The organism is Geobacillus sp. FSL W8-1251 (assembly GCF_038005945.1).
In the GTDB taxonomy this organism is placed as follows: Bacteria; Bacillota; Bacilli; order Bacillales; family Anoxybacillaceae; genus Geobacillus; species Geobacillus stearothermophilus.
Genome location: NZ_JBBOUF010000001.1, coordinates 2,961,146 through 2,987,505 on the forward strand (window position 1 = coordinate 2,961,146; position 26,360 = coordinate 2,987,505).

Annotated in this window: 19 protein-coding genes and 3 pseudogenes; 15 read left to right on the top strand and 7 right to left on the bottom strand. The window is 44.8% G+C overall.

What is annotated here, in order from left to right:
- Positions 1-6 precede the first annotated feature (6 nt).
- Complete coding sequence (locus tag NSS88_RS15650; RefSeq protein ID WP_047752210.1) at positions 7-1,380, bottom strand: IS1380-like element ISGsp2 family transposase; 1,374 nt, start codon at positions 1,378-1,380, stop codon at positions 7-9.
- An 80-nt stretch (positions 1,381-1,460) separates the two neighbouring features.
- Between NSS88_RS15650 and NSS88_RS15655 the strand changes: the two genes are divergently transcribed.
- Genes NSS88_RS15655 through NSS88_RS15695 form a run of 9 tightly spaced genes read left to right on the top strand, consistent with a single transcriptional unit; the run spans position 1,461 to position 13,788 of the window.
- Positions 1,461-1,835: a hypothetical protein gene (locus NSS88_RS15655; RefSeq protein WP_341085232.1), complete on the top strand. Its 375-nt coding sequence runs from the start codon at positions 1,461-1,463 to the stop codon at positions 1,833-1,835.
- Between the two features lie 32 nt (positions 1,836-1,867).
- Complete coding sequence (locus NSS88_RS15660) at positions 1,868-2,953, top strand: hypothetical protein (RefSeq protein ID WP_339240532.1); 1,086 nt, start codon at positions 1,868-1,870, stop codon at positions 2,951-2,953.
- Positions 2,950-4,029, top strand: coding sequence for a hypothetical protein (locus NSS88_RS15665; protein ID WP_044746802.1), 1,080 nt, complete (start codon positions 2,950-2,952; stop codon positions 4,027-4,029). Before NSS88_RS15660 ends, NSS88_RS15665 begins: the two co-directional genes overlap by 4 nt.
- Positions 4,030-4,042: 13 nt before the next feature.
- The gene (locus NSS88_RS15670; protein WP_341085233.1) at positions 4,043-8,095 is read left to right on the top strand and encodes a hypothetical protein; all 4,053 of its coding nucleotides are present in this window, start codon (positions 4,043-4,045) and stop codon (positions 8,093-8,095) included.
- Positions 8,095-8,904 (top strand): hypothetical protein, encoded by an 810-nt coding sequence (locus NSS88_RS15675; RefSeq protein ID WP_049626188.1) that lies wholly within the window; start codon positions 8,095-8,097, stop codon positions 8,902-8,904. The genes NSS88_RS15670 and NSS88_RS15675 overlap by 1 nt, the downstream gene beginning before the upstream one ends.
- Entirely contained in the window at positions 8,891-10,048 is a 1,158-nt protein-coding gene (locus NSS88_RS15680; protein WP_049626187.1) for a hypothetical protein, read from the top strand. The genes NSS88_RS15675 and NSS88_RS15680 overlap by 14 nt, the downstream gene beginning before the upstream one ends.
- Positions 10,048-11,736, top strand: a complete 1,689-nt coding sequence (locus NSS88_RS15685; protein WP_044746806.1) for a helicase HerA domain-containing protein — start codon at positions 10,048-10,050, stop codon at positions 11,734-11,736. The genes NSS88_RS15680 and NSS88_RS15685 overlap by 1 nt, the downstream gene beginning before the upstream one ends.
- Positions 11,729-12,334 carry a hypothetical protein gene (locus NSS88_RS15690; RefSeq protein ID WP_044746807.1) on the top strand — a complete coding sequence of 202 codons (606 nt, stop codon included), beginning with the start codon at positions 11,729-11,731 and terminating at the stop codon, positions 12,332-12,334. The genes NSS88_RS15685 and NSS88_RS15690 overlap by 8 nt, the downstream gene beginning before the upstream one ends.
- Positions 12,335-12,339: 5 nt before the next feature.
- Positions 12,340-13,788, top strand: coding sequence for a protein kinase domain-containing protein (locus NSS88_RS15695; protein WP_341085235.1), 1,449 nt, complete (start codon positions 12,340-12,342; stop codon positions 13,786-13,788).
- A 188-nt stretch (positions 13,789-13,976) separates the two neighbouring features.
- Here the strand turns inward: NSS88_RS15695 and NSS88_RS15700 are convergent, their stop codons facing one another.
- Positions 13,977-15,635, bottom strand: a complete 1,659-nt coding sequence (locus NSS88_RS15700; RefSeq protein WP_341085237.1) for an IS1634 family transposase — start codon at positions 15,633-15,635, stop codon at positions 13,977-13,979.
- Between the two features lie 208 nt (positions 15,636-15,843).
- On the opposite strand from NSS88_RS15700, the pseudogene NSS88_RS15705 reads away from it, so the two are divergent.
- Positions 15,844-16,467: pseudogene (locus NSS88_RS15705) on the top strand (Glu/Leu/Phe/Val dehydrogenase dimerization domain-containing protein); the annotation flags it as partial.
- A gap of 83 nt (positions 16,468-16,550) precedes the next feature.
- Positions 16,551-16,778 carry a hypothetical protein gene (locus NSS88_RS15710; protein WP_231107645.1) on the top strand — a complete coding sequence of 76 codons (228 nt, stop codon included), beginning with the start codon at positions 16,551-16,553 and terminating at the stop codon, positions 16,776-16,778.
- A 139-nt stretch (positions 16,779-16,917) separates the two neighbouring features.
- Here the strand turns inward: NSS88_RS15710 and NSS88_RS15715 are convergent.
- The 3 genes and pseudogenes from NSS88_RS15715 to NSS88_RS15725 form a co-directional block, all read right to left on the bottom strand.
- A pseudogene (locus NSS88_RS15715) lies at positions 16,918-16,968 on the bottom strand (hypothetical protein); the annotation flags it as partial.
- Complete coding sequence (locus tag NSS88_RS15720; protein ID WP_268760371.1) at positions 16,952-17,944, bottom strand: IS4 family transposase; 993 nt, start codon at positions 17,942-17,944, stop codon at positions 16,952-16,954. The gene NSS88_RS15720 and the pseudogene NSS88_RS15715, both read right to left, overlap by 17 nt.
- 267 nt (positions 17,945-18,211) lie before the next feature.
- A complete protein-coding gene (locus NSS88_RS15725) occupies positions 18,212-18,421 on the bottom strand; it encodes a hypothetical protein (RefSeq protein WP_047818497.1) in 210 nt (69 codons plus the stop codon).
- 431 nt (positions 18,422-18,852) lie between these two features.
- Here NSS88_RS15725 and NSS88_RS15730 point away from each other — a divergent pair, with 431 nt between their 5' ends.
- Both NSS88_RS15730 and NSS88_RS15735 read left to right on the top strand, forming a co-directional pair.
- Complete coding sequence (locus NSS88_RS15730; RefSeq protein WP_049626630.1) at positions 18,853-20,343, top strand: peptide MFS transporter; 1,491 nt, start codon at positions 18,853-18,855, stop codon at positions 20,341-20,343.
- Between the two features lie 195 nt (positions 20,344-20,538).
- The gene (locus tag NSS88_RS15735) at positions 20,539-21,633 is read left to right on the top strand and encodes an ABC transporter ATP-binding protein (RefSeq protein WP_049626631.1); all 1,095 of its coding nucleotides are present in this window, start codon (positions 20,539-20,541) and stop codon (positions 21,631-21,633) included.
- Between the two features lie 290 nt (positions 21,634-21,923).
- Here NSS88_RS15735 and NSS88_RS15740 read toward each other — a convergent pair whose 3' ends face one another.
- A complete protein-coding gene (locus NSS88_RS15740; RefSeq protein ID WP_341082672.1) occupies positions 21,924-23,291 on the bottom strand; it encodes an ISLre2-like element ISGsp3 family transposase in 1,368 nt (455 codons plus the stop codon).
- A 163-nt stretch (positions 23,292-23,454) separates the two neighbouring features.
- Here NSS88_RS15740 and NSS88_RS15745 point away from each other — a divergent pair, with 163 nt between their 5' ends.
- Positions 23,455-24,723, top strand: coding sequence for an IS110 family transposase (locus NSS88_RS15745; RefSeq protein WP_341085239.1), 1,269 nt, complete (start codon positions 23,455-23,457; stop codon positions 24,721-24,723).
- 758 nt (positions 24,724-25,481) lie between these two features.
- A pseudogene (locus NSS88_RS15750) lies at positions 25,482-25,692 on the top strand (PTS transporter subunit IIC); the annotation flags it as partial.
- Positions 25,693-25,842: 150 nt separating this feature from the next.
- Here the strand turns inward: NSS88_RS15750 and NSS88_RS15755 are convergent.
- Positions 25,843-26,295, bottom strand: coding sequence for a hypothetical protein (locus NSS88_RS15755; protein WP_049626545.1), 453 nt, complete (start codon positions 26,293-26,295; stop codon positions 25,843-25,845).
- Positions 26,296-26,360 lie beyond the last annotated feature (65 nt).

A 26,360-nucleotide genomic window follows, 5' to 3' on the forward strand; every position in this document is an offset into this window, starting at 1 on the left:
GAGTTGTTATCTTGCCTCTTTCCATTTTTGATACACATTCAGTAGGAGTATACTGTACCCACTCCTTCGCGTCAGTTTCATCCAGATCTGTCGTGATCGGCGGACGAGTCGACCTGCCATCGTGATCACCGTCTGAATAATCGTCTTGATGCGACGGCGTTTCACTTTGTGGTGCAACGGATGTCTCGGATCGCTTAATAGATCTTGTCCAATCAGACGAAGAAGATTGTAAACGAAGGCTCCCATGACCAACACGAGCGCATTCGTTTTCATCTTCCCAGATGGAAGCCGCTCTAAATCTAAGTCGCTCTTCAGTTCGCTATGAAACTGTTCGCATGTCGCATGGTCATGATACAACGCGAGCACATCGCTCATTCGAACATGCTCGTATCCTTTGAGCCGCACCCAATAGCTTTCCACTTCATAATCAGGAACGAGCATCAGCTGTCCATTTCGTTCCATCGTCCGTTCCGTCACTTGGGTGACTTGAACGTACGTATACGTGTTTCCATCGATCGCTGCGGTCTGTGGAAGGCATAACTCATACGTTTGTACTCCTTCGCTTTGTCCATCATCGACGCGTCTGCCCTTTTGCGAAGCGATCTGGAACCAAAGCGCTTTCGATTCTCGGCGTAAGTTTCGCTTGATGACAAAGTCCACGTCTTCCTTTAGGCATACGTGCACATTCGCTTCTGCATCGTTTCCTGCATCCATGCGAACAAGCAGACGAGATGAAGTCAGTTGACGAGCTCGACGGATAGCGGTGACTAAAAACGAGGGCATGTTGTCTTGCACATGTTGTTTCCCTGGACGCAACTCGGCATGAACGAGATACCCTTCCTTCCCTGCATACGCAAACAACGGTGTAAAACCGTCAAATCCTTTATACGTTCGACTGACTCCTTCTTTTTTCGTATCGGAGTTGTCAAATGGGGAACCATCTATATCAAGGGGAAGCCATGTCGTCTTTCCTTTGGTCCAACAAGGGGACAAAGTGGCATGTCGTTGAATCAACAGACGTATGGACTCCTCCCAAAGAATCGTTTCGGTCATCGGAAGACAAGCGAGCTGATCGAGTCGTTGTCGCAAGGTTGGAGAGGAAGGCACGTGCTGAATCCCCATCGATGCCGAAAAGATATCGTCCTGACGATACGCTTCGATATGATCGAAATCCGTTTTTCCTGTGGCAAGCAAGCCAATCATCGAGCGAATGACATCGCTATGGGAAATGTGCACTTCTCGACGAACCGTTGGAAGCCGAAGTGCGTTTACCCGTTTATCCAGTTTCGTTTGGTGCAGTAAGTAGCCAACGAGAGCAAGCCCAGCACTTGGGGTAATCGCTTCATCTGTCAATACAAACCGAATCGGGAAATCTTTCATCATATCACCTACTTGATGAAGAATCGTCAACGTCGTTTTCCCTTATCGTATCAACGGTTTGCGACCATTGTAAAGATGTTTTGTCACGGATTCAGGTCTATATAGTAGTTGATGAAATGCTTCCATTACTAAGTGGAGCACATGTTGCGGTTTTAAGAACGAATGAGAAATGCAAACCAGGGTATTTAACATGTGTATTAAATTCTCTTGTAGGTTTTTTAGAAGTTCAAAAGCACTCTTATGGAATTAGACAACAGTATTTATTTAATGAGCAATTGTCTAATTTTGTAATTCCGGTAATTGCACAAGAAATTCAAGATGAGATTCATGAAAAAATTTCAAAAGCAATCAAGTTTGAAATTCAATCAAAAAAATTTATCTCGGAAGCCAAACAAGATGTCGAAGACTTAATCGAAGGCAAGTTCGACGAATCGAAAATTTCCGAAGGAGTGTAAAGGCACTCCTTCTTTTCTAGGAGGTGAATGCGTTGGAGTTGAAAAGGTTACATAGTCATTTAGAGAAGCTGTATCACTATGGTGAAACAGCTTATGTCGCTGAGCTTGAGCCGTTTGTTAGAAAAGGTCTTTTATATGTGCATGAGAAAAAAGCAGTGATCACGAACAATTGGATTGCGTTTGTGAAGCGGTTTCCGAATCAAACTGATTTCCTTCATACATTGTTTTGTTTTGATGAGGATTATCAACAATATTTGTTAAAAACGTCGTTGTTAACCGTATTAAAAATGCGTGAAGCTGAGGATATTGATGGAATTGTTGATTTCGTTCATAAAATGCCAAAGTTTGCGGGGGAAATCGTAAAAATATTAGATGAGTTGAAGCATGGTGAACGGTACGAAACGGAATCTTTAGAGCAGCATGTAAAGGAAGTTGAGCCTCTTTTTCGTGAGCACAATCATTTTATTTTTAACGGGGCACCGTATTATCAGCGCATTATTTACTATCTAGCCCATATCCAACAGTATCAACAAGAAGCGGTTGAACAAGACAAACCGCTCGGTAAAAAAATTGATGAACAATGGGCAAAAGGACGAAAAATAGCTGCTAACTTCCAGTTATCGCCGTTAAAGGATCAGCCTCTTGTGGTATTAGCACCGCATGAGCCAAATATTGCATTAAAGAATCCGTTATTTAAACATATTTTCACACATCCTTGGAATCTTTTTGTTTTCCTTTGTTGCGTTGTCCGCGAACAGACGGAGGCGCAAGGAATGACAACCATTCGGTTTCATGCGGTGAACGACGAAGTTGACGTTATTTTAATGTCGTCAAAAAATCAAGAATATCGCTATGGAACGATCAACGATTTCGTTTTAGAGTTTTGTAAAGTGAGCAACTATCAACTATTTCCAAAAGAAATCGCTTGTTTAGAAACGATATTCCACTATTTACATGATCGTGGTTTTTTAACGATTGTCGATGAAGAATATCGCATTCCAAGCCATATCGAAGATGAGTTATACAATACAAGTTTATTTATTCCGCTGATGGCAGGCAGCAAACAGCTTCGCCAACGGATCGAACAGTGGATTGATGAATTGAGGGACAGAGGATGAAACAAATAAAACTATCGATTGAACGATTTTGGATTGAGCCAGGAAATTTTGAAAGATGGTGTGAGTTGTTATCGCGCATTCCAGAGAAAACCGAAGCGCGTTCCATCAAGGAAATCGCAAAATTGTACTTAGGAAAAGATGTGGAAGAAAAAGATAAAAAACTAGACCGTTCCAAAGAATTGTTTGGACTACATGGTTATGAGTACGTAAAAAATTCATGTAATTTTGAAATTAAAGGTGTCCATTTCCTAACACGAACAGATGATGGATGTTTGATTCGTACAGAGGAAGCGAATGAACTTGTAGCTGCGTATGAACAACAGCACGGATGGGAATTGTTGCTTGCAAAACAACTGTTACGATATTCGCCAAGAACACGAGTCATTATGCATTTATTGTTGAATGATGGCTTTTTTGAAACAAACGGTCAATCGCTCGAACAGCTAAGTAAGTGGACACTGCGATTTGACGATGTTGCGTATCATCCGTTTTCAAGCAATCCAGAGCTTAATGATATGAATTTTCTTCTTCATGCTTTTAAAAATGAAGCGTTAGGGAATGATTGGCGTAATATTCTTGCTGAAGAAGAAATTGAATTAGATGAAGATTGGATGTTTGTTGGCTCAAACGGTAAAGAGCCGGCAAAAACAAATATTTCTTCGTTTATGCGTGCGCCGATGCAATTATTTGCTTATTTAGACTGGTTTATTGAAGCAGATGTCGGAATCATCATTTTAAATAAAGAAAAGGTGTTGGAACACATCGGTTCACATTATTTATTTTCATTGACGAACGCTCAGAGTATATCAGAAATCGAATGGTTAAAGAAAAAAGTGAACGAAGAGAAGGATGATCGTGGTTTTGTTGCAATTGAACCGTTGCTTCGTAAGCTGATGGAGCGTTTTTATCCAACGTGGGAACAAGGGCTTGCGCGCTTTGTCGATTATTATATGACAAAAGGTATTCGTGAAGGTTTGTTTTATATTGCTGATTATGAATCAGGCCAGCCGAGACATGGAAGGGGTTATTTAGGCAAACGAGAATACCAATTATTAAAACTTGAATTCCAGCGATAAAGGGGTTGAAAAGATGAGCAAATCTGTCTGGTTAAAAGATGGGGTTTCCACATTTCCGGTTCAGCAGCCAATGGTCGGTCAGCGTGAATTTTATGAGGCGTTTAAAGAATATTTACAAGATTTAAAGTCAGCGCCAATGGCACGAGTTTTTACATTGATTGCTAAATGGGGAATTGGTAAATCGCGCATTGCTTATGAATTAGTGAGCGAAGCGCTTGGAATTGATAAAGGATGGACGATTCGTGACCAATCAGGTCAACTGCAAAAAGTCCGGTTATTAAAGCCAGATTTCGCTGACGGCATTTTACCTGTTTATATTCGTTATGAACAAATGCATGAGGACCTTCTTTATGGGGAAAACTGGGTCGGTTATGGGGCGTATGTAGCGTTAGCAAAATTAGCGGAACAACAACCTGCCCGCACGATTCAAGGTTCGATTGTGAAACATATTCAAGATCATTTTCTCCCGCTTGGTTTTTCACCAGAGAAATTGGCTGGGGCGATTGAGTTAGGGCGGCATGAAACAAATGATTTACTACAACATATTGATCAGCTTGATCAACTTGTCCAAAACGGTTTAGCTTACTTAAAGCAGTTTGGCATTGAGCATTTAATGGTTATTGTCGATGAAGTAGAATCCGAGTACGAATTATTTATGGATGGGATTCAAGAGCAAAGCGAAGAGCGGAAAAAGAAATTAGACGGTGATGCGATTAAAGTGATCACATCAGCGATTAAACATGAAGATAGCCGCACTCGCCATCCAAATGTCTCTTTCTTGTTGCTTTGTTCACCGGCAATTGGCGATCAAATTAAAGCACTCGAGGCGTTGGCCCGTCGTTTAGATAAATTAGAAATCAATCAAAACTCCTATGCAGATATTAGCGATTATGTCGCATCGTTACAACAAAGTGGAAAATTACGTAAATATCCTGCAGGTCTTGTTGAAGCAGCTTACACGATTGCCGCCGGAAACTTCGGCTGGTTAAATGTGATTATGGCCCATTGTGATCAATATCTTGAGAAGCATCCAGATAAGGAAACTGGTGAGATTTTACAAGATTTGGCTTATTCAGTGCCGCGTTTTAAAGAAAGTTTAATCGATCATTCGCAACTAGATTACATTAATACAAAGCCAGCGCATATTCCGTTTGTAAAAAAAGCGTTATTACGTCAACTGCCGTATCCGAAAGATTATTATAGTGCGGAAGAACAACAAATTTTATTATCAGCGAAACATATTGAAGGCATACCATTATTTAAAGAGTTTGTCGCTTTGCCGCTTACGAAAAATGATTTAGGTTTTTATCTTGTGAAAAACAAATATAAAGCCGAATCAGATCATTTATTCGTAAATGAAACGACAGGTGAATCATTTAGTTTAGATGTACTGTTACGGAGTCTCGAAACATTCTCAATTAATGCTCCTAAAGGGACTTTTATTGTCGGAAAGGAACGGGAAACGTTTTTAGCGCAAGTACGCATGCTTTATCCGAAAGACGAAGTCGTTGAAGCAGCGGAGCTTTTATATACGTATCTCGAGCAACGAATGAAAACAGAACTACTCGAAACATATATTGGCCCAAACTTTGCGTTCCTTGAGCGGTTAAATCGTCGCTATGCTGTCAAAACAGGTATTGCGAACTATTTATTAAATGAAGAAAAAGATCAACAACTTCAACAACATTTAAATGAGTTGGTGAAACAATATGATAAAGACGGAGAAATTCAACGCCTTCTTCTTGGTTTTGCAAGAGCGATTGAGCAAGATTATCCAGAAGTGCAAACGATTCAGATAAAAGGAAATAAATGCGGGCTCCGCATAAAGGTAACAAACCATCTATATTTAGGGGTTCATCCAAAAAAAATCGTCGACATTATTTGGGCTAGCAAACTAACTTCCTTGCACGATCTTGTTGACAGCAAATTACTAGATAGCGGAAATCACCCGATTATCATTTTAGCACCGACCGCTGATGCGGAAACAGAAATCGATGATATAAAACGAAAGTATGAGCGTCTTGGCCGTTGCTTGCTCTTTTTCCAAGTGACGAATTCGCAGAAGAAAGTATTAGAAGCGTTATCGGTTGAGCGTGAGATGATGGATATCCGCAAGTCAGCCCATCAATTAACGCAGCCATTCCGCGCAAAAATTCGTGCGATTACAGATGAAATTGCAAGGGTAGCACGAACTTGGTTTGAACAAGTCGATAAAGAAGGATATGTGTTACGTCCAATCGTTTTTACGAAATCAGAGGAAGACTCTATTCCATTATTAGCAGAAGGATATGCGAAAATGATTATTCACGATGCAACAATTGCTGAACTAGGGGCAAAACAAGGCGTAAAATTTACAGACAGCGAAGATTTTACTCGCTTTCAACATGCTTTAAAAGCGACGAAAGTTCCGGCTAAATTAGATAAGGAAGGTTATCGCGATACAGGCTTGTTTATTCAAAATAACGAAAATGATCAATATGAAGTGCAAATTCCAACTACGTTTGCTTCTTTAATGTCTTTTATTGGAAATCGCCGTGTAACATATAAAGAAATTGAAGAAGCGTTTTTCTTTAGTTCTGTTGATGTGATTAAACCACCAAAAATCGTTGAACAATGGATGACGTTCTTGCAAGCGCTAAAATTCGTACGAATCGACAACTATGCTCATGTTGAAAATGTCACGTCACATACGTTAGAAGCAAAGCGGGATAAAATTAAACAATGGTATGAGAAAGAATATGATCAACTAGTGGACGAATTCAAAGAAACGTTTGATCAAGCTCGCATCGAACTATTGAAACGATACAAACGCCATGGAGACTTAGAGAAAATTGACGAAGCATTGCGTAACATCGATTTAAAACTGTTGCAAGCTCATACAAACAACCATCTCGCTATTTGGAAAGAGCAATTAAGTTATTTGCAACAATTTCATGACGAATGTAATTTCATCTTTGATGAGGAAAAATGGGATACGCTTCAACCAAACGAGCGTAACTTCGCGAATATCACATTTGACCGGAATGATATGCCAATTTGGCAAAAGCTTAAGCTTGTGCAACAGTTCCACGAGTATGTATCAACGATTCAAAAGGATATTCTCGCAAAAATTCACGAGAAAGTAGAGGAAATGAAAAACACAAACGAGTATAAAGGTTACTATATACCAATTTCACCGTTTACGTATGTGCTTGAATTATATAAAAACGAAATTGAAAATGCGATGAATCATGTCAAATCTTCACAATTGCGAACAATGGTATCCAATAAAGAAACACTTGCGCATCATTTATCGTTAGGGAATTATAAGGAAGCGATTGACCGTTTAAATATCATTATTTCTCAAATAGGCTTAAAGAAAGTCGATCAAACAAAGGTTGAGTGGAAAGAAAGAAGCGGTATCATTGGGCGTTATTACGATTTGAAAGATAAATTTGTACAAATGGTAGACCTTTTTGTAGAATCGAAGCCGAAAGTTGAGAAATGGATTGCTTATTATGAAAATAGTAATGCTGATGTGAAAAGTGAGGTAGGGATTGCTGAGCTTTCCACACTATTTGACAAGTTAACCGTATTTTTAGAATCTGGTTTCGAAGAAGCGGTTGATGATATTTGTATTGCAAAAAAAGGAAATCCAATGACACTGATAGATGAAACGGAAAAGCTGTTGAAAGAACACAAAAACGATATGACGGATTTAAGAGCTCAAATCACAAATGTTGATAATATAACTAGGAAAAAGCGGAATCAGCTCTATGATGACTTATTAATTGATGCTGTGAACCGTCTTTTCCGCCTGCAACATAAACTGCCATACCAACCGGACTTAAGTGCACCAATTCAAGAAGCAACATACGAAGAAACAATAGAAAAAGTAGAAGCGGAAATGAAAGAATTAGAAACATATGCACATCAATTTTTTGCTGATCATGCTCAATTTGTGCAATTTGAGTTTTATAAAGAAGTTGTTGCCCGCAAAGGAGAGTTAGACTGGGCCAATTATCAAAAAGAAAAGGAAGAGCTTGAGCAAATTGGGTTAATTCGGACAAAAGTGGAGGTTCTCTAATGTCGAGCCTACAGATTTTAAAACCATTCGCAAGACGGACAGAGTATAAAATGTTGCGCGAATGGTTTGATATCGAAGAGAAAGCTGTTGGAGAGTTACGGCCAGGGGTTTGCGTTATTCCCGCTATCATTCTTTTAAAAATGTCAGAAAGCGATCGTTTAAACCTAATTCAATGGGCAAAATTCTGGGGGAACCAGTTAATGGTTTTCCCCCCGTATTTTAATTTAGATATTTCTTCATTATTGCAGATGAATGACTCGATTTCCATTAAAGAAATGAATGAATGCACATATGAAGGAATTCCGGTGCGCGAAGAAATAGCGACTAATTTAACTCCCAAAATTCAATTAACGACTAAACAAACCGTTGCCGTTGACTTTTACTACGATACAAGTAGCGGATGCATTACTATCACAACATTGCCGCTTCTTGATTACCGGTTGCTTGAGCAACGCGAAATATGCCAACGTCTATTTCAATCGTTAATGCACAGTAATGAAAGAGATACAAAAAATGAAATTAGGGAAGAAAAACAAGTGATTTTTAAGCCCGTTCATCACTATTTACTTCTTCTCTCAGCAGCCGACGTTATAGAACAACAACAGCTCGTTCCGTTAATTCAAAAGTTTTTCTATTTGGAAGTACGTGAAAATGAGGTGAAAAGTGCTTTTGCTGAGCTCGCAAATTTACATTATATCCATTCAGACGGAACCATCACTGAGAAAGGGCAACAGTATATTAAGGAAAATGGTTATCGGGCATTTGTGAGAGAAATCGTAAAGCGGAGGAACGATGATGGAGAATGGTAAAATGAAACAGGACACCGCGATTGCCAATAGTCTAGTAGCGAAAATCCAGTTAGGGTTACCAAGTACTGTTACGAAATTAAGCGCGAAAATGCGTTTTATTGATCACATTGCTCCGAAGCTTCGTAACAGCGGTGTCATTCGTCCCATTGAAAAAAAATCGCCACTGACGATTCGGGTATCGGGGATTGCAACAGCAAGCAAAACAATACCAGCATTTGGTGGTATTTTATATAGTGCTGGTGCCGTTCGTCAAGATTTATATATAGAGGAAGGCTCTGTGTACGAAACATTTCAAGACAGCCTCGTTGACATTGACGAAGCCGATGATATCGATGTTACTAAAAAACTAAAATTCATTCATATTACGCAAATGTATGATTTGTTAGAAGAAATGGTGCAAGAATCTATTCCGCCGCAAATGGTAATCGTTGATACACCATTATTGTTAGAACGTTCCGATGCACCGTTAGAATCACATGAACAGTTATTGAAAGATTATGAGCAATGTAAAGAACGAATAGAACGATTTTGGTCTATGTATCAAGATAAAATGTACCCGTTTAATCCTCATGGAATTCAATTAGTCTCTCTTAGTACGAAACGGTTTGGTTCCATCTTTTACGGGCTAACAGCTGTAGAACGAGAAAAATATATTATTGACACGATTCATTTTTCTAAATTACAAGATATTGAGGAGTCTTTTTATAAGATTAAAAAAGTAGGTGTAAAAAAATTACTCCACGGTATTTTAACGCGTCGAACGAGAACGGCAGCTTATCAATATGATATTTTAACTTCGGACAATCGGCTAGAGCCGGTAAAAGTAAGAGAGCTTGGACTAATCAACTTTCATTTACGAGCCGGGATGAGAACAATGCCTTTACTTGCAGAAATGATAGGGAGTAACAAAGATTGGGATTCAAAGGCCATTAATGAATTAGCATCCTATATTGTTTCCCTTTTTACAGTGGATCAGCCAAAAGCACTTCCACTGCCGCTTTGGTATGCCGAGTACGCTCTAAAACCAATTCGAAGTGGTGCCATTCTTCATTATTTTAAAACACAGGCACGCGAAATGATTAAAAAGGAAGAAGTAGAAAATGTTTGGACCGAAGAAGTAGACTTTTTCGGGGAGGATGAATGATGAGCCAAGAAAAATATATCGGTAAACTAATTGGGAATACCGGAAACCCGAATGATTTAAAAATGGTGCTTCAAGATAGCTTTTCCGCACGTCGTGGTGAATTTGTGAAAATTTTGCATCAAGAACGTCCAGATGAAGAACCGACATATGTTCTTGGGAGGATTACCTCTATTTCTCGCAGCAATATTTTATATAACAGCGATCTTGGAGAAGGATTGAATTCGATCGAATTATTACCCGGAACACAAATGACTGGGGAGACACTATTTGCTTCCATTGACCTTGTCGGTTACAAGGAACCAGCCACAGGACAAATTCGCATTCCACGTCGCCCGTTAGATCCGGGAAGTAAAGTATATGGTGTTGATTATGAATTTCTTTCTAAGTTTTATCAATTTGATGAAAATAAAAGCATTGCGATTGGCAACTTAATCGGCTATGAACGTGGAGAAAATATTGTTCCTGTTTACTTGGACGTCAATAAATTAGTGACAGAGCATTTAGCGGTTTTGGCGATGACGGGTTCAGGAAAGTCTTATACGGTCGGTCGTATCATCGAACGACTAGTGGCGCAAATGAATGGAACCGTTGTTGTGTTTGATACGCATGGTGAGTATGGAAAGGCATTTGAAAAAGGGGATATTCATTTCAATACCAACCTTGATCATATTGAAGATGAAAAAGAGCGGGAAAGCATTTTATTTATTCAAGAACGTTTCCGTGCTTTACAAGCGGCAGGAGGCGGCATTCATGTGTATACGCCACAAATGGAAGAGTTTGATTATAAATACGCTGGTAAGAATAAACATCTCGCGTTGCAATTTGACCGTTTTGAAATGGATGATTTTGAAGAAATCTTGCCTGGTTTAACAGAACCTCAACAACGAGTACTCGATGTAGCGATTCGTTATTGGAAATACAAATACCCACATCCGCCCCGTGATATTAAAGATTTGCGTGAGTTGCTTTCAGGCGATTTAGAAGAGTTACGGAATTGGGATGAAATAACGGAAGCAGAAGCAAGAGCTTTAAGCGGCAGAAGTGCAGCGGTCGCTTCGATGAAATTGAATCGCGTCATTAACGAAGCGCGAAGCTTTTATACGAAAGCGATCGGTGAGCCAACGGATATTTATAAATTAATTGGAGAAATGAACGAAAAATATGGACGATTAATCATTATTGATTTGCAAGGATTGTCAGACGATGCAAAGCAAATTGTCACGGCTCTTGTATCCAGTGAAATTATGCGTGCAGCGGCAGATAAACAACGCCCGATTCGTCCTTGTTTCCTTGTATATGAAGAAGGTCATAACTACGCTCCAGCAGGTACACCAACGATTTCGAAAAAAATTATTAAAAAAATTGCCGCAGAAGGCCGTAAATTCGGGGTAGGTTTTGCCATCGTTTCACAACGTCCTTCGAAATTGGATGCAGATGTCACATCGCAATGCAACACGATTATTACTATGCGTCTAAAAAATCCAGATGATCAACGTTTCATTACGAAAACGTCCGATATGTTAACGAAAGCCGATATTGATGAACTCCCGTCTTTATCTACAGGAGAAGCGTTAATTACGGGGCGTTCGATTCCAGCTCCACTATTAGTGAAAGTTGGAACAAAAGCGTTAGTTCATGGTGGTCAATCTCCGGAAGTTGTCAAAGAATGGGGCGTATTCGGTGGATAAAGAGCAATTAAAGGCAATAATTATTGAAGAATTTAAGACTGGAAAAATTCGCAATTCACTTTTTCCGATGCTTTCCGTTCATGGTATTCGAGATTATTCCGAAACTGTTCATTCTGCAGGACTGAATTATATTACGGAAATCGGCAGACATATTCAAGGAGTAACAGCTTTATCTGAATGCCCTGTTTATCCAATTAACCAACAATATGGTCATAGCATTACTCGAGAAGTTCGGCCGGATTCTGTATGGTATCGTCAACAAGACGTAAAGCCCATTCTTGTTTCAGAGTTTGAGCGATTTGAAAATTCAAAGGGCAAGCATGATAAACTAAGAGAGAAGATTGAAAATTTATTATTAGCATATCATCAACTTGGTGGCGATTTACCATTGATTCTTTTTGTCTACTGGTCTTACAGCGGGACTATTCCGAAAAATATCGATAAATACATTAGTATTTTTGATGAAGGGTTTACGTTACCTAACGGTCGCTTTATTCCAGGGATTAATTCGTTTGTTACCGATTATCTCGTTTTTCAAGCAGTAGCAAGCGGAACGAAGGAAAATCTCACCATAAATGAATGGATTCAAGTGAGGTAACAATTATGGTGCATAAGCGTTATTCCATTCAACCAAAAAAGGATATGAATATCGGGGATAAATATATTTTGCAAGAAATGATAGGAGAAGGGTCGTACGGATATGTATGGAAAGCCATTCGCTGTGAAGACGAAGAAATCGTCGCGTTAAAAATCCCAAAAAGTCAAGAACGTGGTGACGCAGCATTAGAGGAAGGAAAACGTTTTATTGGCGTTTTCCATGAAAATATTATCAATATTTATTGGATGGGAAGAGTAGACGGTTATTTTATCATTGAAATGGAACTGTTTGATGGGAAGCCCCTCTCACAAGAGTTAAGTGAAGAGGGAATCAGTCATCCACGGACATTTCAAAAAATGTTTGATATTTTTGATCAAGTACTAAATGGTGTTGAATTTATGCACTCCCTACGCATAACGCATGGAGATATCAAACCTGACAATATTTTAATAAATGAAACTACTGTAAAATTAACGGACTTTGGAACGAGTCGATTGATTGAAGATGTTTTCGTAAAAACAATTGATGGTGCAGGAACATTTGCTTATATTGCTCCTGAAGTTCTCCATTCGCAAACGCGATATTTAAATTCTGACATTTATTCTTTAGGGGGTTTGCTATATCAATTGTTAACAGGAAGAACCCCACATGACACATATTTTAACGTGATTCATAACGTTCCTTTTCCAAAACCAAGAGAATTGAACGATAGTATTACACCTTCGATGGAAAAGGTAATCATGAAGGCGTTAGAGAGAAATCCGGAAATACGATATCAGTCGGTTACCGATTTCCGCGCCGAATTTAAAAAAGCGGTAGAGGAACATTTCAAACAGCAACAAGTTGAAAAGTTTATTCCTCGTGCAACATTAGCAAACAAACAAGATCCGTTAGAATTAGCAATGTTGAATTGTAAACTCAAAAAATTTACATTAGCGAAAAAAATTTTGACGACAGAAATTACAAATGGAAATACAATGCCAGAAATCTTATTGCAACTGGCATACGTATATTACAAAACAGACCGATTATTTGAGGCATTGCGGCAAATTGAAAATATTGAAGAAATTACAATTGAGGATATACGCCAAGCAAGTTTTGCTACAGCTGTAAAAAATCTAAAAGCAAGAATTTTCTTAGCAATGAAAAAGTACGAGGAAGCGCTACGCTTATATGAAGAATTGTATCAAAAAGAACCAGGAAATTTAGATTATCGTTATAAATTAGCACTATGTTATGGGGTGTGCGGACAGGAAGAAAAAAGTATTCAAATTCTAGAACAAATTAATCGAGAGACTCCAGGAATTTGGGCTGTTGTGAAAAAACTTGGTCAAGCGTACGACCAAAAAAAGGATTACGAACGGGCAAGAGCCTATTTCAAATATGCTTTAAAACTAAGGCCAGATGATGAGTACGTAAAGCAGAAGTTGGCTCTTTATGAGTATTATTTGTAATTCAATGATAATTAGAGAATAAAGTAAGCCAATTAATCCCGTAGCACTATAGTGTGATACCTCACATTTCGCACCCTAACAAGGTCAAAACAAAGGATTTTTTATTTAGTTTTTCAGAATAACTTTTTGACCAACACAACGAGCGATGGCAATCCTTTTTTTACCATCGCTGGTCGTTCCGTATCACGTTACACGTAGATGCTCTCATCCATGCCCAATCCCTGCAGAATCCTTCGCTGATCAGGGGTAAGGGAGCGATCCAGTGAGCGTTGGATGCGCCCATCCGGCAGCTCCAGCAGGATGACGTTCACATATTGAAACAGCTGAAAAATCGCCTGTCCCGTCGGCCGGGTCAGCTTGCGGCCTCCAAGACCCTTCAACGGGTGTTCTGGAGTAATAAACTGACGCACTCGGCGCTGAAAAACGCGGTAAATAGCCAAGGCCAACAGAAACAAATAGCCTAATACTGCGACCCGTTCTGGTTTTTTGACGTAAATCTCATCCGTGAAAAACGGATCTTTCAAAAAAGCGAAGTTCATTTCCACCGAGATTTGCCCTTTATACAGCTTCAAGATCTCTTGGGCATCCATGGGTTGGCCCTTCCATTCCTTCGGAACGGTCGTGACAAGGACAAACCGGGACGCTTTCCGTCTCGCCTGTTCCCACGCGTCTTGGTCGAATTCGACGTCAAGGTGCAAGAAATACAGCGTCTCCACCTCGGGTTCCGCCCCTTTTTTCGGCCGTCCGCGCCGTTTTTTCGGGCGTACGATCTCTTCGACCGCGGCCTCAACCCGATGAAACCGGGGGCGAAGGGACGCCTTGAGGGACGCCAAGGCTTGTTCGGCATCTTCCCGGCAGGAGAAGGGGTGACGCTCCCAACGGGCTTGTTCCTCGCGAAGAAGCTCCGCTTCTTTGGTTCGTTCTTTTTCAAGCGTCTTTCCTTTGCGCTGGTCGAGCGCGCTCGATTCAACAACGATCAGCCGAACGGGGTGGCCTTCATACGTCGAGGCCGTTTCCCATACCCGGTACGTGGCGCCGTTTCTCTCCGCCAACGTAAAGGGATCGCTCCACGTCGTGTCCTCAGCATCCGCTTCGGCCAGCGCGGTTTTCACGATCCGGAGCGACGAAGGGCCTCTGGTGATCAAAAAGGCGTTGGCCGCTTTGGTTTGCGCCAGGGTCTCTTTCGTCATCGCGGCGGAATCGGCCACGTAAATCCATTCGTCTTCGATTTTGGCCTGCTTCAGCTGTTCATGGACACGGGACAGCACCTCCGGATTCCACGTTTTGTCAGGCAGGTTGCCGTCGTGCACATCGCCGTAAAACGGGATGCCGTCCTCGTTGCCGACCAGTCCGAAACCGATCTGTTTTTGCCAACGATGATGGCGGTTATAGCCATGTGTGATCTGCAAAGCCTCTAATGAGGCCGATTCATACGCGCCGTAAACGGTCTTGTCCGTCGTATCGGCGTGGAAGGCTCGGAGGGAAAGGCCTTCTTTTCGATAAATATGAATCAAGCAAGTGCTGATGACGTTGTGAATGCCAGCCTCATACAGGCGATCGAGATGACGGGCCAACGCATCGTCGTTCAACCAGGAAGGATGGAGATCGGGGCGGATGAGTTTCTCACAATCGACCTCCTGAGCCCAATGTTCCAAGTGAACAAGGGCTTGCCGGCCGTCAAACACATTGTAGAGGATGGCCTGAACGGCATCGCTGACTCGCGTTTGGCACTGCGGATCGACGGGCACGAGATGGTCAATCAATTGAGGCAGACCCAGTTTCTTGAATAGGGCACTTATTATATTCAAATAAGAATTGCGATAGACCTTTTTGACTTGAACGTTCATAAGAGAAAAACTCCTTTACGTTCCTTGTGTGTCAAGGATTCATTCGACATCGGAACGAAAAAATCCTCCCGATTTTCGTTGGGAGGGTGCGAAATGTGAGTTACTATAAAAATTAAAAATAGTATAACGTTATTATAACGTAATAATATTTTTTGTTATATTAACTTGAAAACGATTTCAAGCAGTAAAGCAAAGGAGAGGGGACGCGATGAAGGTCATGTTATCGCCAAACATGTCACAAAGCTTCGATTTGTTTTTCCATATGCGCGAACACGAACAGGTGGTGTTTTGTCTCGATGAAGCGACTGGCCTAAGGGCGATCATTGCCATTCACAGCACCGCGCTTGGGCCGGCGCTCGGCGGCTGCCGGATGCATCCGTATGCCACGACGGAAGAGGCGCTCGCCGATGCGCTTCGGCTGTCGAAAGGGATAACGTATAAATGCTTGGCCGCTGATGTCGATTTTGGCGGCGGCAAAGCGGTGATCATCGGCGACCCGAAAGACAAATCGCCGGAATTGTTTCGTGCGTTCGGCCAGTTTGTCGAGTCATTAGGCGGCCGGTTTTACACAGGCACCGATATGGGGACGACGTCGGACGATTTTGTGCACGCGCTGAAAGAGACGAATTGCATCGTTGGCGTTCCGGAAGCGTATGGCGGAAGCGGCGACTCATCCGTGCCGACCGCCGAGGGCGTTGTTTACGGCATTCAGGCGACGAACGATGTTGTGTTTGGCAGCAAGCATTTGCATGGCAAAACGTATGCGGTGCAAGGGCTCGGAAAAGTCGGAAAAAAAGTGGCGCTTCGTTTGCTTGAAGAAGGGGCGGACCTCATACCCGTCAAGTTAGCGGTATAAAATTTTTTAGGATGATACGCATGTTCGAAAAATCAATCAAAGGATGAAGAGAAAACCAAATGCTGGGCATGCCAAATAACCCTCAAGAAGAGGGTTATTTGTCATTTATATCCATAACCTACACTACCATATCCCCAATTTCTTTAAAAGATCCGATACCGTTTCCTCTCCTTTCCTTCGGTCTTTCCTCGCGTGTTTCCTTAACAGAGACAGGAGAGATGGAAGGGCGGTTTCCATCGCTTGGGGATGCAAAAGAAACCGATGCCAATACGATTGGAGGATATTAAGCGCTTTCCATTCACTGATCTTGATTCCCTCCCGTTGATGCCAATACCTTCGGGCTTGGAACAGAAGAGTCTGCGTGACTAAAATGGCAATCAATGTCCCATATAAGTGGCATTCGAATCGTTCCTTCTTCATCTTTTTGACACGGTCAAGGTCAAATAAGGATTTCCAGCCCTTAAATAACAGCTCCACTTGCCAGCGCAGCGAACAGCTCATAAACTTGTTGCGCATCAAACGATTCTTGTGGTAAATTGGTCAGTAAGATGTGATATTTCTTTTGTTCAAGGGTTTGGCGTGACAGCGCCTTCCCTTTCTTTTTTTCCTTTTTCCGCACGTACGCCAGCCGTTTTTCCCATTCTTCCGCCGTGAGACGGCGAAAAATCAGACGCGGAACATACAGGCGTTGGTGTCCGATATACACGTGTTCCACTTCCACGGCTTCCCCCTCGCCCAATCGATTTCCTATCGATTCCCAATCCCATTCGTGCCACTCCCCGTCCTGTTTGATATAGACTTTGATATCGGAACGCAACCGGGTAATATAATAAGCACCTCGAGCATCGATCTCCGCCAGCGTGGCGAGTGAAAAAAACCCCAGATCCCGAATGCAAAGGTCATTCGGTAAAATCGTGTGCTGGGTATGATAAGCAAAGCGGGCATCGGAATCATTGGCCTGTTGGACGCACAGCTGAAGACAGGTTCCCGATAACAGCTCATACTCAAATTGGATTTTGGCGCCAGATGAAACCGAACCTTGATAGTCCTCACCATAGTCGGCCGGAAGTAAAAAACTGGTAGAGTCTAAGATCCGCAGACGGGTGAAACAAGCGCGATACGTCTCGATGATGGAAGAGAGTGCCGGACGTTGATGCATCAGGAGAGTAAAAAAGACCTCTTTTAAAAACGCCACGGCACGAGGCGTAAACCGCTGATTCAGTCCTTCATTCGAGAGAGAGCAATCATGCCAGAGCGCCAAATCGGCACACAACCGCTGAAGCGACTGACAGGCGAGCGATCCGTCTCCCCAAGCACATAGCGTCAGAAAGGCTTCCGCTGTTAATGAACGCTGCCGCTGAATGAATCCGACTTTCCGTGCCAGACGGGTCAGTTCTTCAGAGGAGAAGAGTTGACGAATCGTTGTTATCCATGCCTTCATCTTTTTTGCCATCAAAAAACAATCCTTTCCAACGATGATTTTCGTTAGAAAGGATACCATGTTTTTGGCGCTGAAAAAAGATCAAATTCTTAACTTGATGGCTATGGTACAGCATCCCCACATCCCCTTTCATTTGGTGAACTGTGTCATGATCAGTATAACACATTTTGCACGGGGACGGAAATAAGCGGAATGCACGATATCTTTTCCGCTGCCAAGAACCATCCATTCATGTACCAATGCCTTACGGGGCGAGCAAAAGCGGCAATGAGGCGGTCGTCATCCTTTGATGGCAAGGCGCAAATCTGCAATTGCCGCTTCGTGTTCAATCGATCGGCGGCATAACATATCGATGATCCGTTCTTGGCGCAGCCATAGCTGCATTTGTTGCTCTTGATTTTGTTCAAGCCGTTTGACGATCACATCGATTTCCTGAATGGCTTGATGAACAGCGGCAACTCCTTTTTGCCATTTCAGCTTTGACTTCATTCAGCTCTGCTTTTGTCGCCGCATTGGTTTTGATGTCCTCGAGCTCCTGCTTGGTCGCCAGATTGTTTCTCATCTCTGACATTTCTTGCTGTATGACCCAATCTTGTCCAAAACAAGACGCCACGGTTCGCTCATTGGCAATGAAGATAAGGAATTTGCGGTGGGCGCAAAGATGCAGGTGAAATGGAAGAGAGGAAATGGTGCTGTTGCGGAAGCGACGATTCCCTGTCATTGATTATACATGAATCAACAAGACGCGGAAAAGGTTTTTTCTGTACGATGAAAAGATGTATTTTTTATTTGAATAATATTATTTTTTCTTGATGTTTCTTTATTATAATGTGAAATTATGAATCATGCAAAATTTTTTTGACAATATAAACATAATGAATTATTATATTAAAAGAATTTAAAGGAGGTAAGTAGTGGTTATGTCATCCATTGACAAGCAACAAATCGCTGCTAGCGTTCCCCAGCGCGGCTTTATCGGCCATCCGAAAGGGTTGTTTACGCTCTTTTTCACGGAATTTTGGGAACGCTTTTCGTATTACGGCATGCGCGCCATTTTAGTGTATTACATGTATTATGAAGTATCGAAAGGCGGGCTCGGGCTTGATGAGCATCTGGCGCTCGCGATTATGTCGATTTATGGGGCGCTGGTGTACATGTCCGGAATCATTGGCGGTTGGCTTGCTGACCGGGTGTTTGGCACGTCGCGCGCGGTCTTTTACGGCGGCCTTCTCATTATGGCCGGTCATATCGCCTTGGCGATTCCAGGCGGGGTGGCGGCGCTGTTTGTGTCCATGGCGCTCATTGTCTTGGGAACTGGGTTGTTAAAACCGAACGTTTCGAGCATTGTCGGCGATATGTACAAGCCTGGCGATGACCGCCGCGACGCCGGATTCAGCATTTTTTACATGGGGATTAACCTTGGCGCCTTTTTGGCTCCGCTTGTTGTCGGTACCGCGGGGATGAAGTATAACTTCCACCTCGGCTTCGGACTTGCGGCCGTCGGGATGTTTCTCGGATTGATTGTCTTCATCGCGACAAGAAAGAAAAACCTCGGGTTGGCCGGGACGTATGTGCCGAATCCATTGACGCCAGCGGAAAAGAAAAAAGCGGCTTCCATCATGGCCGTAGGGGCGGTCGTGATTGCCGTGCTGCTAGCCATCTTGATTCCAAACGGCTGGTTCACTGTGGAAACGTTTATTTCTCTTGTCGGCATCTTAGGCATCATCATCCCGATCATCTATTTTGTCGTCATGTACCGCAGCCCGAAAACGACGGCTGAAGAGCGGTCGCGCGTGATCGCGTACATTCCGTTGTTCATCGCTTCAGCGATGTTTTGGGCCATTCAAGAACAAGGATCGACCATTTTGGCGAACTATGCGGACAAGCGGACACAGCTGGATGTCGTCGGCATTCACCTTTCACCGGCTTGGTTCCAATCGCTGAACCCGCTGTTTATCATCCTCTTAGCGCCGGTGTTCGCGTGGATGTGGGTGAAGCTTGGCAAACGGCAGCCGACGATCCCGCAAAAATTCGCGCTCGGCTTGTTGTTCGCCGGCCTGGCGTTCATCGTCATCCTCGTGCCGGGGCATTTGAGCGGCGGAGGGCTTGTCCATCCGATTTGGCTCGTGTTAAGCTACTTCATCGTCGTGCTCGGGGAGCTTTGCCTGTCGCCGGTCGGCCTGTCGGCGACGACGAAACTTGCCCCTGCCGCTTTCTCAGCGCAAACGATGAGCCTTTGGTTTTTATCGAACGCCGCCGCGCAAGCGATCAACGCCCAGCTTGTGCGCTTTTATACACCCGAAAACGAAACGGCCTATTTCGGCACGATCGGCGGGGCGGCGGTTGTGTTAAGCGTCATCTTGTTTTTGCTCGCCCCGAGCATTCAGCGGCTCATGAAGGGTGTTCGTTAATATCACGCTGATGTTTGTATCAACAGGGAAAACAGATGATCCAAAAGATTACAAATCTGTGACAGGATGCTCTGCGTTGGCAGAGCTTCTTTTTTTATTCAAAAAAAATTTACATAAATCAAAAAATAAGTTCAGATGGTGTTTACAAAAATGGATTACGATGGAATAGAAAAAGAGGAAAGGGGAGAAAAGCGGATGGCGTTTCTTGAGCTGGTCGAGGTGACGAAATCGTATGGAGGCAAAAAGAGCGCGGTCGAGAATGTGAATGTCGCGATTGAATCAGGGGAGTTTTTTGTTCTTGTTGGCCCATCGGGAGGCGGCAAAAGCACGATTTTGCGGATGATCGCTGGCCTTGAGCCGCTGACATCAGGATATGTGCTGATCGATGGGCAGGTGGCGAATGATTGGCCCCCTCACGCCCGCCGGTTATCGATGGTCTTTCAAAATTATGCGCTATATCCCCATTTGACGGTGGAGCAAAATATGCGGATTGTCTTGCAGGCGCAAAAGGTGCCGAAAGAAGAACAAGTGAAACGTTGCATGGAAGCGGCGGAATTGCTTGGATTGACCGATGTGCTGCATAGGAAGCCGCGGGAATTGTCAGGGGGGCAGCGTCAACGCGTTGCCTTAGGGCGAGCGATTGTCGCGCAGACTCCGCTTTGTTTGATGGATGAACCGCTCTCCAATTTAGATGCCAAGCTGCGTGCGAAAATGAGGAGCGAGCTTCGACGTTTGCAACGTCAGCTCGGCATGACTGTGATTTATGTCACGCACGATCAGACGGAAGCGATGACCATGGCTGACCGGATGATGATTTTGCATGACGGCCGTCCGCAACAAATCGGCAGTCCGCTTGATGTATACAATAGCCCAGATAACACGTTTGTCGCTTCATTTATCGGAACACCGCCGATGAATTTGGCGGAAGCGCATGTGCTGAACCATTCCCTCTTATTGCAAAACGAGCGGCCCATCCGTCTTCTGCGTCGTTCTTTGCCGAAGGCTGAACGGGTGATCGTCGGACTGCGGCCGGAACATATTGAGCCGGCGGAATCAGGAGAAGAATCTATGGCCGTCAAAGTCAGCCATGTCGAGTGGCTCGGCAATGAAACGTTAGTGACGTTTGAGTTGGCAAAAAATCTTTATTGGACAGCACGATGGAATGGACAATGGCGCATCCGCTTGGGAGAGGTGGTGCCATTGACGTTTGATGAGCAGGATTTCCTGTTTTTCGATGCGTCTGGAAAGCGAATTGGAGCCCCGTCCATCAAGCGGGAGCATTCCCGTTAGGAGCTTTTCCGGGGACTTGATCAAAAAAAGCCCTCTTGGTATGATGCAGGGGTGTCAACCACATCTCTCACCATACCAAGGAGGACTTCAGATGAATTGTACACAAAACTATAAAATTGATCAAGTTACGGAACAAACGCGAGTCAGTCAAGACTTTGTGGAGAACATTTTTTCGGTTCACTACGGGTGTTGCCAATCACTAGTTAGCGAACCATTTTCAGGAATTCATTCGTAAGCGCTTTCGGACTCTCATCCCTCATCTTGAGGCGATGATACGATATTCCATTTTTTTACATCCAACCACCATCCCGGAGCGCCGACAACGCTTGATGGATCGGCGTCCCGGATGACCGCTGCAGACACGGTAGATTCTGACGCACCACATCTGCCCACAACCGTCCTGCCTTCCGTTTGGCCTGTTCAACCCGCTTGGACTTCGTCGAGGCCGAGGCTGCCGTTCGGGTCTCTTCTTCCTCCACCAACTGCCCATTTCTCCGCCAAATCCCGTCGATTCGGGCTGCCATCGCCCTCAGAAACGCCCGAAGCCCTTGGTCTTTCCAGCTGCGGCGGGATTTCACCCGATGCGCAAACCGGCTCATCACGCTCTCGGCGTGGCCCATCGGACGCATGCCGGTCGTCTCCACCCCTTGCTCCGACAGCCACTCCCGATAGTCCCGGATGCATCCCGGCATCGACTCGATCCGGCGGATCATGGCAGCCATCTGCTTCTCTTTCGCTTCGTCCTCCAACGTGCCGACCGCGCTGTTCAGCTCCACGAGAAGCCCCTCTTCGTCTTGTTTCGCCAGCTTCTTCCGCACCTCCTGCCAACGCGGATGGCCGGACAGACACTGACGCAGCTCCCGCGCCACATGAAATCGATCCAGCTGAAAGCACGCCCGCTTCCCAAAATACTCCCGGCAGGCCGTGATCCACGACGCCGCGTCGCCGTTGATGATCAACAGGTCCCGGCACGGATCATAGGCATATTCGTTCATCAGCCACTCCTCAAACCGTTCCCACACGTCTCCCTCCCCTTCATGGAGGTAGTGGCGCCGGTTCACGAACTCGAGCTGCGAACCGTTTCGTTTCCATCCCTCGTGAACCGCCAGGATTTTCTCTTCTTTCGCCCGTTTCCCTTTCCCCTGGCGGGAAATAAACAGTCCATCCGCCTCCACAAACAGCACCCGGCCGTGCCGTTGGGAAACAGGGCGGTGCAGCGAGACAGGGGCCTCCAGCACCAGTTGGCGAATCGCCTCGTGGCTCATGACCGCATACCCCACGATCGACTCCAACGTACGGGCCGCTTTGCGGTAGGAAGAGCACTCTACGGCCAACTCGACCGCCGTTTCCTCGAGGCAAGGACTGATCGATCGGGCCCCATCAAAGCCTAATTCGGCATCCAGCAAGAAGGTATAGTTCCCCGTTTGCCGGTCATAGTAGTAGTTCCGTCGAAACGTCACTTCTCCAAACAGCGTTTGGATCGTAGTCGGCCGTTTGTCTTTCAGCTGATACCGGCGCTTGTCCCGCGCTTCCGCCAGTTGTTGATCAATCTCCTCCAAAAGGGCCGCCAACAAGACAGCGAACACCTTTTGAAGAGTTCTGACTAATTGTTCCTCCAGCTCTTTTAATAAAGGCCATTCTGTGGTAAGATGTTTCATGGACTCTTTCCCTCCTGTTTTCGGTTGATGTTGACAATCACCATCATAGCAGGGAGAGAGTCCTTTTTGCATGACATTTGCTTTTTTCTACCGCGCTTCGCTTGGTGGCCCCGACGAGCGTCGCGAACAAAAGTTCGCAACCCTCGTCGGGGATCATTTCGGAATGTCACCCACAAATATTTTACTCACACAACAAACGCTTGTCGTGGGCATCGATATCGCGAAACGAACCCACTACGCCTGCTTCGCGGATGACCGGGGGCGCGTGCTTCGCAAGTCGTTCCCGATCTTCCAGTCGAAAGAGGGGTTTCAGCAGCTGTATAAAGCGATTCAGGAGGCGATGCAAGCGTTTGGGAAGTCAGAGGTGATCGTCGCGGTGGAGCCGACCGGGCACTACTGGTTGAACCTGGCCTACTTCCTCGAGGAGCACGGGATCCCGTTGGTCATGGTCAACCCGGCGCATGTGTGCCGGTCGAAAGAACTTGATGACAACCTGCCGACGAAACACGACGCCAAAGACGCCCTGGTCATTGCCAGACTGGCAAAAGACGGACGATTCCTCGTTCCCCGGCTGCTGCACGAGATCGAAGCCGATTTGCGCGTGGGAAGCACGCTCAAAGAGAAGCTCCGCAAGGAACAGACGGCGGTGAAAAACGCGATCGTCCGCTGGACGGATCGGTATTTTCCAGAGTTTTGGACCGTGTTTCGTGACTTGGGGAAAACGGCGCTTTCGGTGTTGGAGTGGACGCCGCTTCCGGCTGATATGGCCGGCCGGACGGTGGAGGAGCTTCTTGAGGTGTACCGGCAAAGCGAAGGGATGAAATGCCCGCAGAAGGCCAAAATTCAGGCGTTGATCAACACCGCGAAGGACTCGATTGGGGTGACGGAAGGGACAGCGATGGCCCGGTTTGAGATCGCCGCGCTCGTCCGCCGATACCGCCAATTGGAGGCGGAGATCGCTGCACTGGACGCCGAGTTGAAGGCATTGGTTCAAACGACGATGGAGTACCAATGGTTGAAAACGGTCGACGGGTTGGGAGACGCCACGATCATCGATCTGCTGGCGGAGATCGGCAGCTTCGCCCATTATCGGGACCCGCGCCAATTGGTGAAGTTGGCGGGCCTGACGCTCAAGGAGAACTCCTCCGGCCAGCGCAAAGGGCAAAAGCACATCTCCAAACGGGGACGGAAACGGTTGCGCTCGGTGCTGTTTCGGGCGGTGATTCCGCTGATCCGGCACAACGAGGCGTTTCGCGAGCTGCATGAATATTACACGACCCGCCCCGTCAACCCGCTGACCGGAAAGCAATCCATCGTCGCCTTGTGCCGGAAGCTGTTGAATGTGCTGTTTGCGATTTGTACGAAGAAACAAGCCTTTGACGCGGAGCGAATGAAACAGGACGTCTTGTCCCAGGTGCAACGGGCGGCCTAAGGCCTCCCCCTGCGAACGGAAGAATCGTTGGACAACGAGATGACACCGGAGAAGCTGGCGTGATTTCATCCATTCGACCTTGAGTCCCTAAAGGAGCTTGGCCGGCCTCCGCCTGATGACGAGACCGAACGAGGGAATGTTGGCGCGAAGACGCCCGGAGACATGGGAGGGTTCGTCCTCATCAGCGACGCGGAGATCCAAAGGGTGCATCGAATACGCTTCCCCCCACGGCAGGAAAATATAACCAGCCGTGGCCGCGAAGCGCACCCTAGGTCTGTAAGATATCCACAAAACTGAAAAAGGATGTAAGGGATTTTGTCGAAAAATATTTTTTGGACACCCCTGAGAGGCCGAAAAGCCTTGATAGATCAACATTTCTAGAGGGAGGATTCATTTGATTTATTCTTTGTAATACGTAGTCTATCAATAAGGAGATTGGTATACCGAACAAAATAACTAGCGGAAGTACACATATTATAGAGTAGAGTAAGGACTTGACAAGAACTTCTAATAGTCCCTCTAAAATATTTAATTCCTTTGATACAGTGACACCTTTGGATTCAATTAGATAATATAAAAAACCTGAATTAATTGAAGTTAGTATCCCTGATATCAATTTTATCTTTATATCCCTAAACAATGAAATCCTCCCTCTAGAAATGTTTCCTTGATGAAAAGTCGTTAACGTCGTCTTCTTTTATCATCAACGGTTTGCGACTATTGTAAAGATGTTTTGTCACGGATTTAGGGAAGATATTGAAGATATTAAAGCGCCAAAATCATAGAGTTTTCTTCGTGATACACCGGTGGCTATGTCGTTGACAATGGTGCTGTTATTTTTTGTCGTTGCTCCGTTTGCCGGAAAATCGTTTATCCGAGAAGGAGTTAAGCGGCGGTGTCAATTTTCTTTTCTTCTCTCTTATGCAAGGAATCACGTTTGCTGCAGGAGTCTATGTCGTACTAGCAGGCGCACTGGTCACAGGTGCGCCGCCCATGGGGTACATCCTAACCCGATGGGACGGGGTGATGACACTCCCCGAAGCTTTTGCGTTGTCCGAACCAGAAATGGATGAGGACGCAAACGATCCAAGAATCCCATGCCTTTAAGTGTGTGGAGTGTCAATCTACTTTCTTCAGCAAATACATCTCCTCCTCCACTTTCGCGATGCGGCCAAGTTGATAATCAAGCCGCTGATGAATGAGGGAGATGTCTTCTTTTGTCGCCATTTGCTCGCGAAGGCGGGAAAGATCGTCTTTTGTTGCCATCTGCTCGCGAATGCCGGCCATTTCTCCGCGGAGGCTGGCGATTTCATGGCGCATGCCGTCTTGAATGCTGCGCTGTTCGAGTTGATTGTCGCGGATCGCTTTGATCATGTCCGTGTTTTCTTTCATCTGCTCTTTCAGCCAGCGCAACTCTTCTTCCTGCTTGTCCATCCGTTGTTCCAGTTTGTCCATTCGTTGTTCAAGTTGGCCCAATTTTTGCTTCACCGTTTGCATGTCTTGCTTCAGGACGGACATGTCATCGACAAGTCCTTGAACAAGTGTGGTTAACTGCCGCAACAGCTCTTCCATGAAGAAACCTCCCTATCGAGAGGGGATTTTGCTTGGGGCGTTTCAACCATGAAACGTGAGGAGTC

What these genes read in the sequence shown, in the direction of transcription:
- NSS88_RS15725 (WP_047818497.1), bottom strand. Translation starts at nt 18,421, where the DNA reads ATGAAGTCAAAGCTGAAATGGCAAAAAGGAGTTGCCGCTGTTCATCAA.
- NSS88_RS15675 (WP_049626188.1), top strand. Translation starts at nt 8,095, where the DNA reads ATGTCGAGCCTACAGATTTTAAAACCATTCGCAAGACGGACAGAGTAT.
- NSS88_RS15740 (WP_341082672.1), bottom strand. Translation starts at nt 23,291, where the DNA reads ATGAAACATCTTACCACAGAATGGCCTTTATTAAAAGAGCTGGAGGAA.
- NSS88_RS15735 (WP_049626631.1), top strand. Translation starts at nt 20,539, where the DNA reads ATGGCGTTTCTTGAGCTGGTCGAGGTGACGAAATCGTATGGAGGCAAA.
- NSS88_RS15700 (WP_341085237.1), bottom strand. Translation starts at nt 15,635, where the DNA reads ATGAACGTTCAAGTCAAAAAGGTCTATCGCAATTCTTATTTGAATATA.
- NSS88_RS15695 (WP_341085235.1), top strand. Translation starts at nt 12,340, where the DNA reads ATGGTGCATAAGCGTTATTCCATTCAACCAAAAAAGGATATGAATATC.
- NSS88_RS15745 (WP_341085239.1), top strand. Translation starts at nt 23,455, where the DNA reads ATGTCACCCACAAATATTTTACTCACACAACAAACGCTTGTCGTGGGC.
- NSS88_RS15680 (WP_049626187.1), top strand. Translation starts at nt 8,891, where the DNA reads ATGGAGAATGGTAAAATGAAACAGGACACCGCGATTGCCAATAGTCTA.
- NSS88_RS15670 (WP_341085233.1), top strand. Translation starts at nt 4,043, where the DNA reads ATGAGCAAATCTGTCTGGTTAAAAGATGGGGTTTCCACATTTCCGGTT.
- NSS88_RS15650 (WP_047752210.1), bottom strand. Translation starts at nt 1,380, where the DNA reads ATGAAAGATTTCCCGATTCGGTTTGTATTGACAGATGAAGCGATTACC.
- NSS88_RS15720 (WP_268760371.1), bottom strand. Translation starts at nt 17,944, where the DNA reads ATGGCAAAAAAGATGAAGGCATGGATAACAACGATTCGTCAACTCTTC.
- NSS88_RS15685 (WP_044746806.1), top strand. Translation starts at nt 10,048, where the DNA reads ATGAGCCAAGAAAAATATATCGGTAAACTAATTGGGAATACCGGAAAC.
- NSS88_RS15665 (WP_044746802.1), top strand. Translation starts at nt 2,950, where the DNA reads ATGAAACAAATAAAACTATCGATTGAACGATTTTGGATTGAGCCAGGA.
- NSS88_RS15730 (WP_049626630.1), top strand. Translation starts at nt 18,853, where the DNA reads ATGTCATCCATTGACAAGCAACAAATCGCTGCTAGCGTTCCCCAGCGC.
- NSS88_RS15710 (WP_231107645.1), top strand. Translation starts at nt 16,551, where the DNA reads ATGCTGGGCATGCCAAATAACCCTCAAGAAGAGGGTTATTTGTCATTT.
- NSS88_RS15755 (WP_049626545.1), bottom strand. Translation starts at nt 26,295, where the DNA reads ATGGAAGAGCTGTTGCGGCAGTTAACCACACTTGTTCAAGGACTTGTC.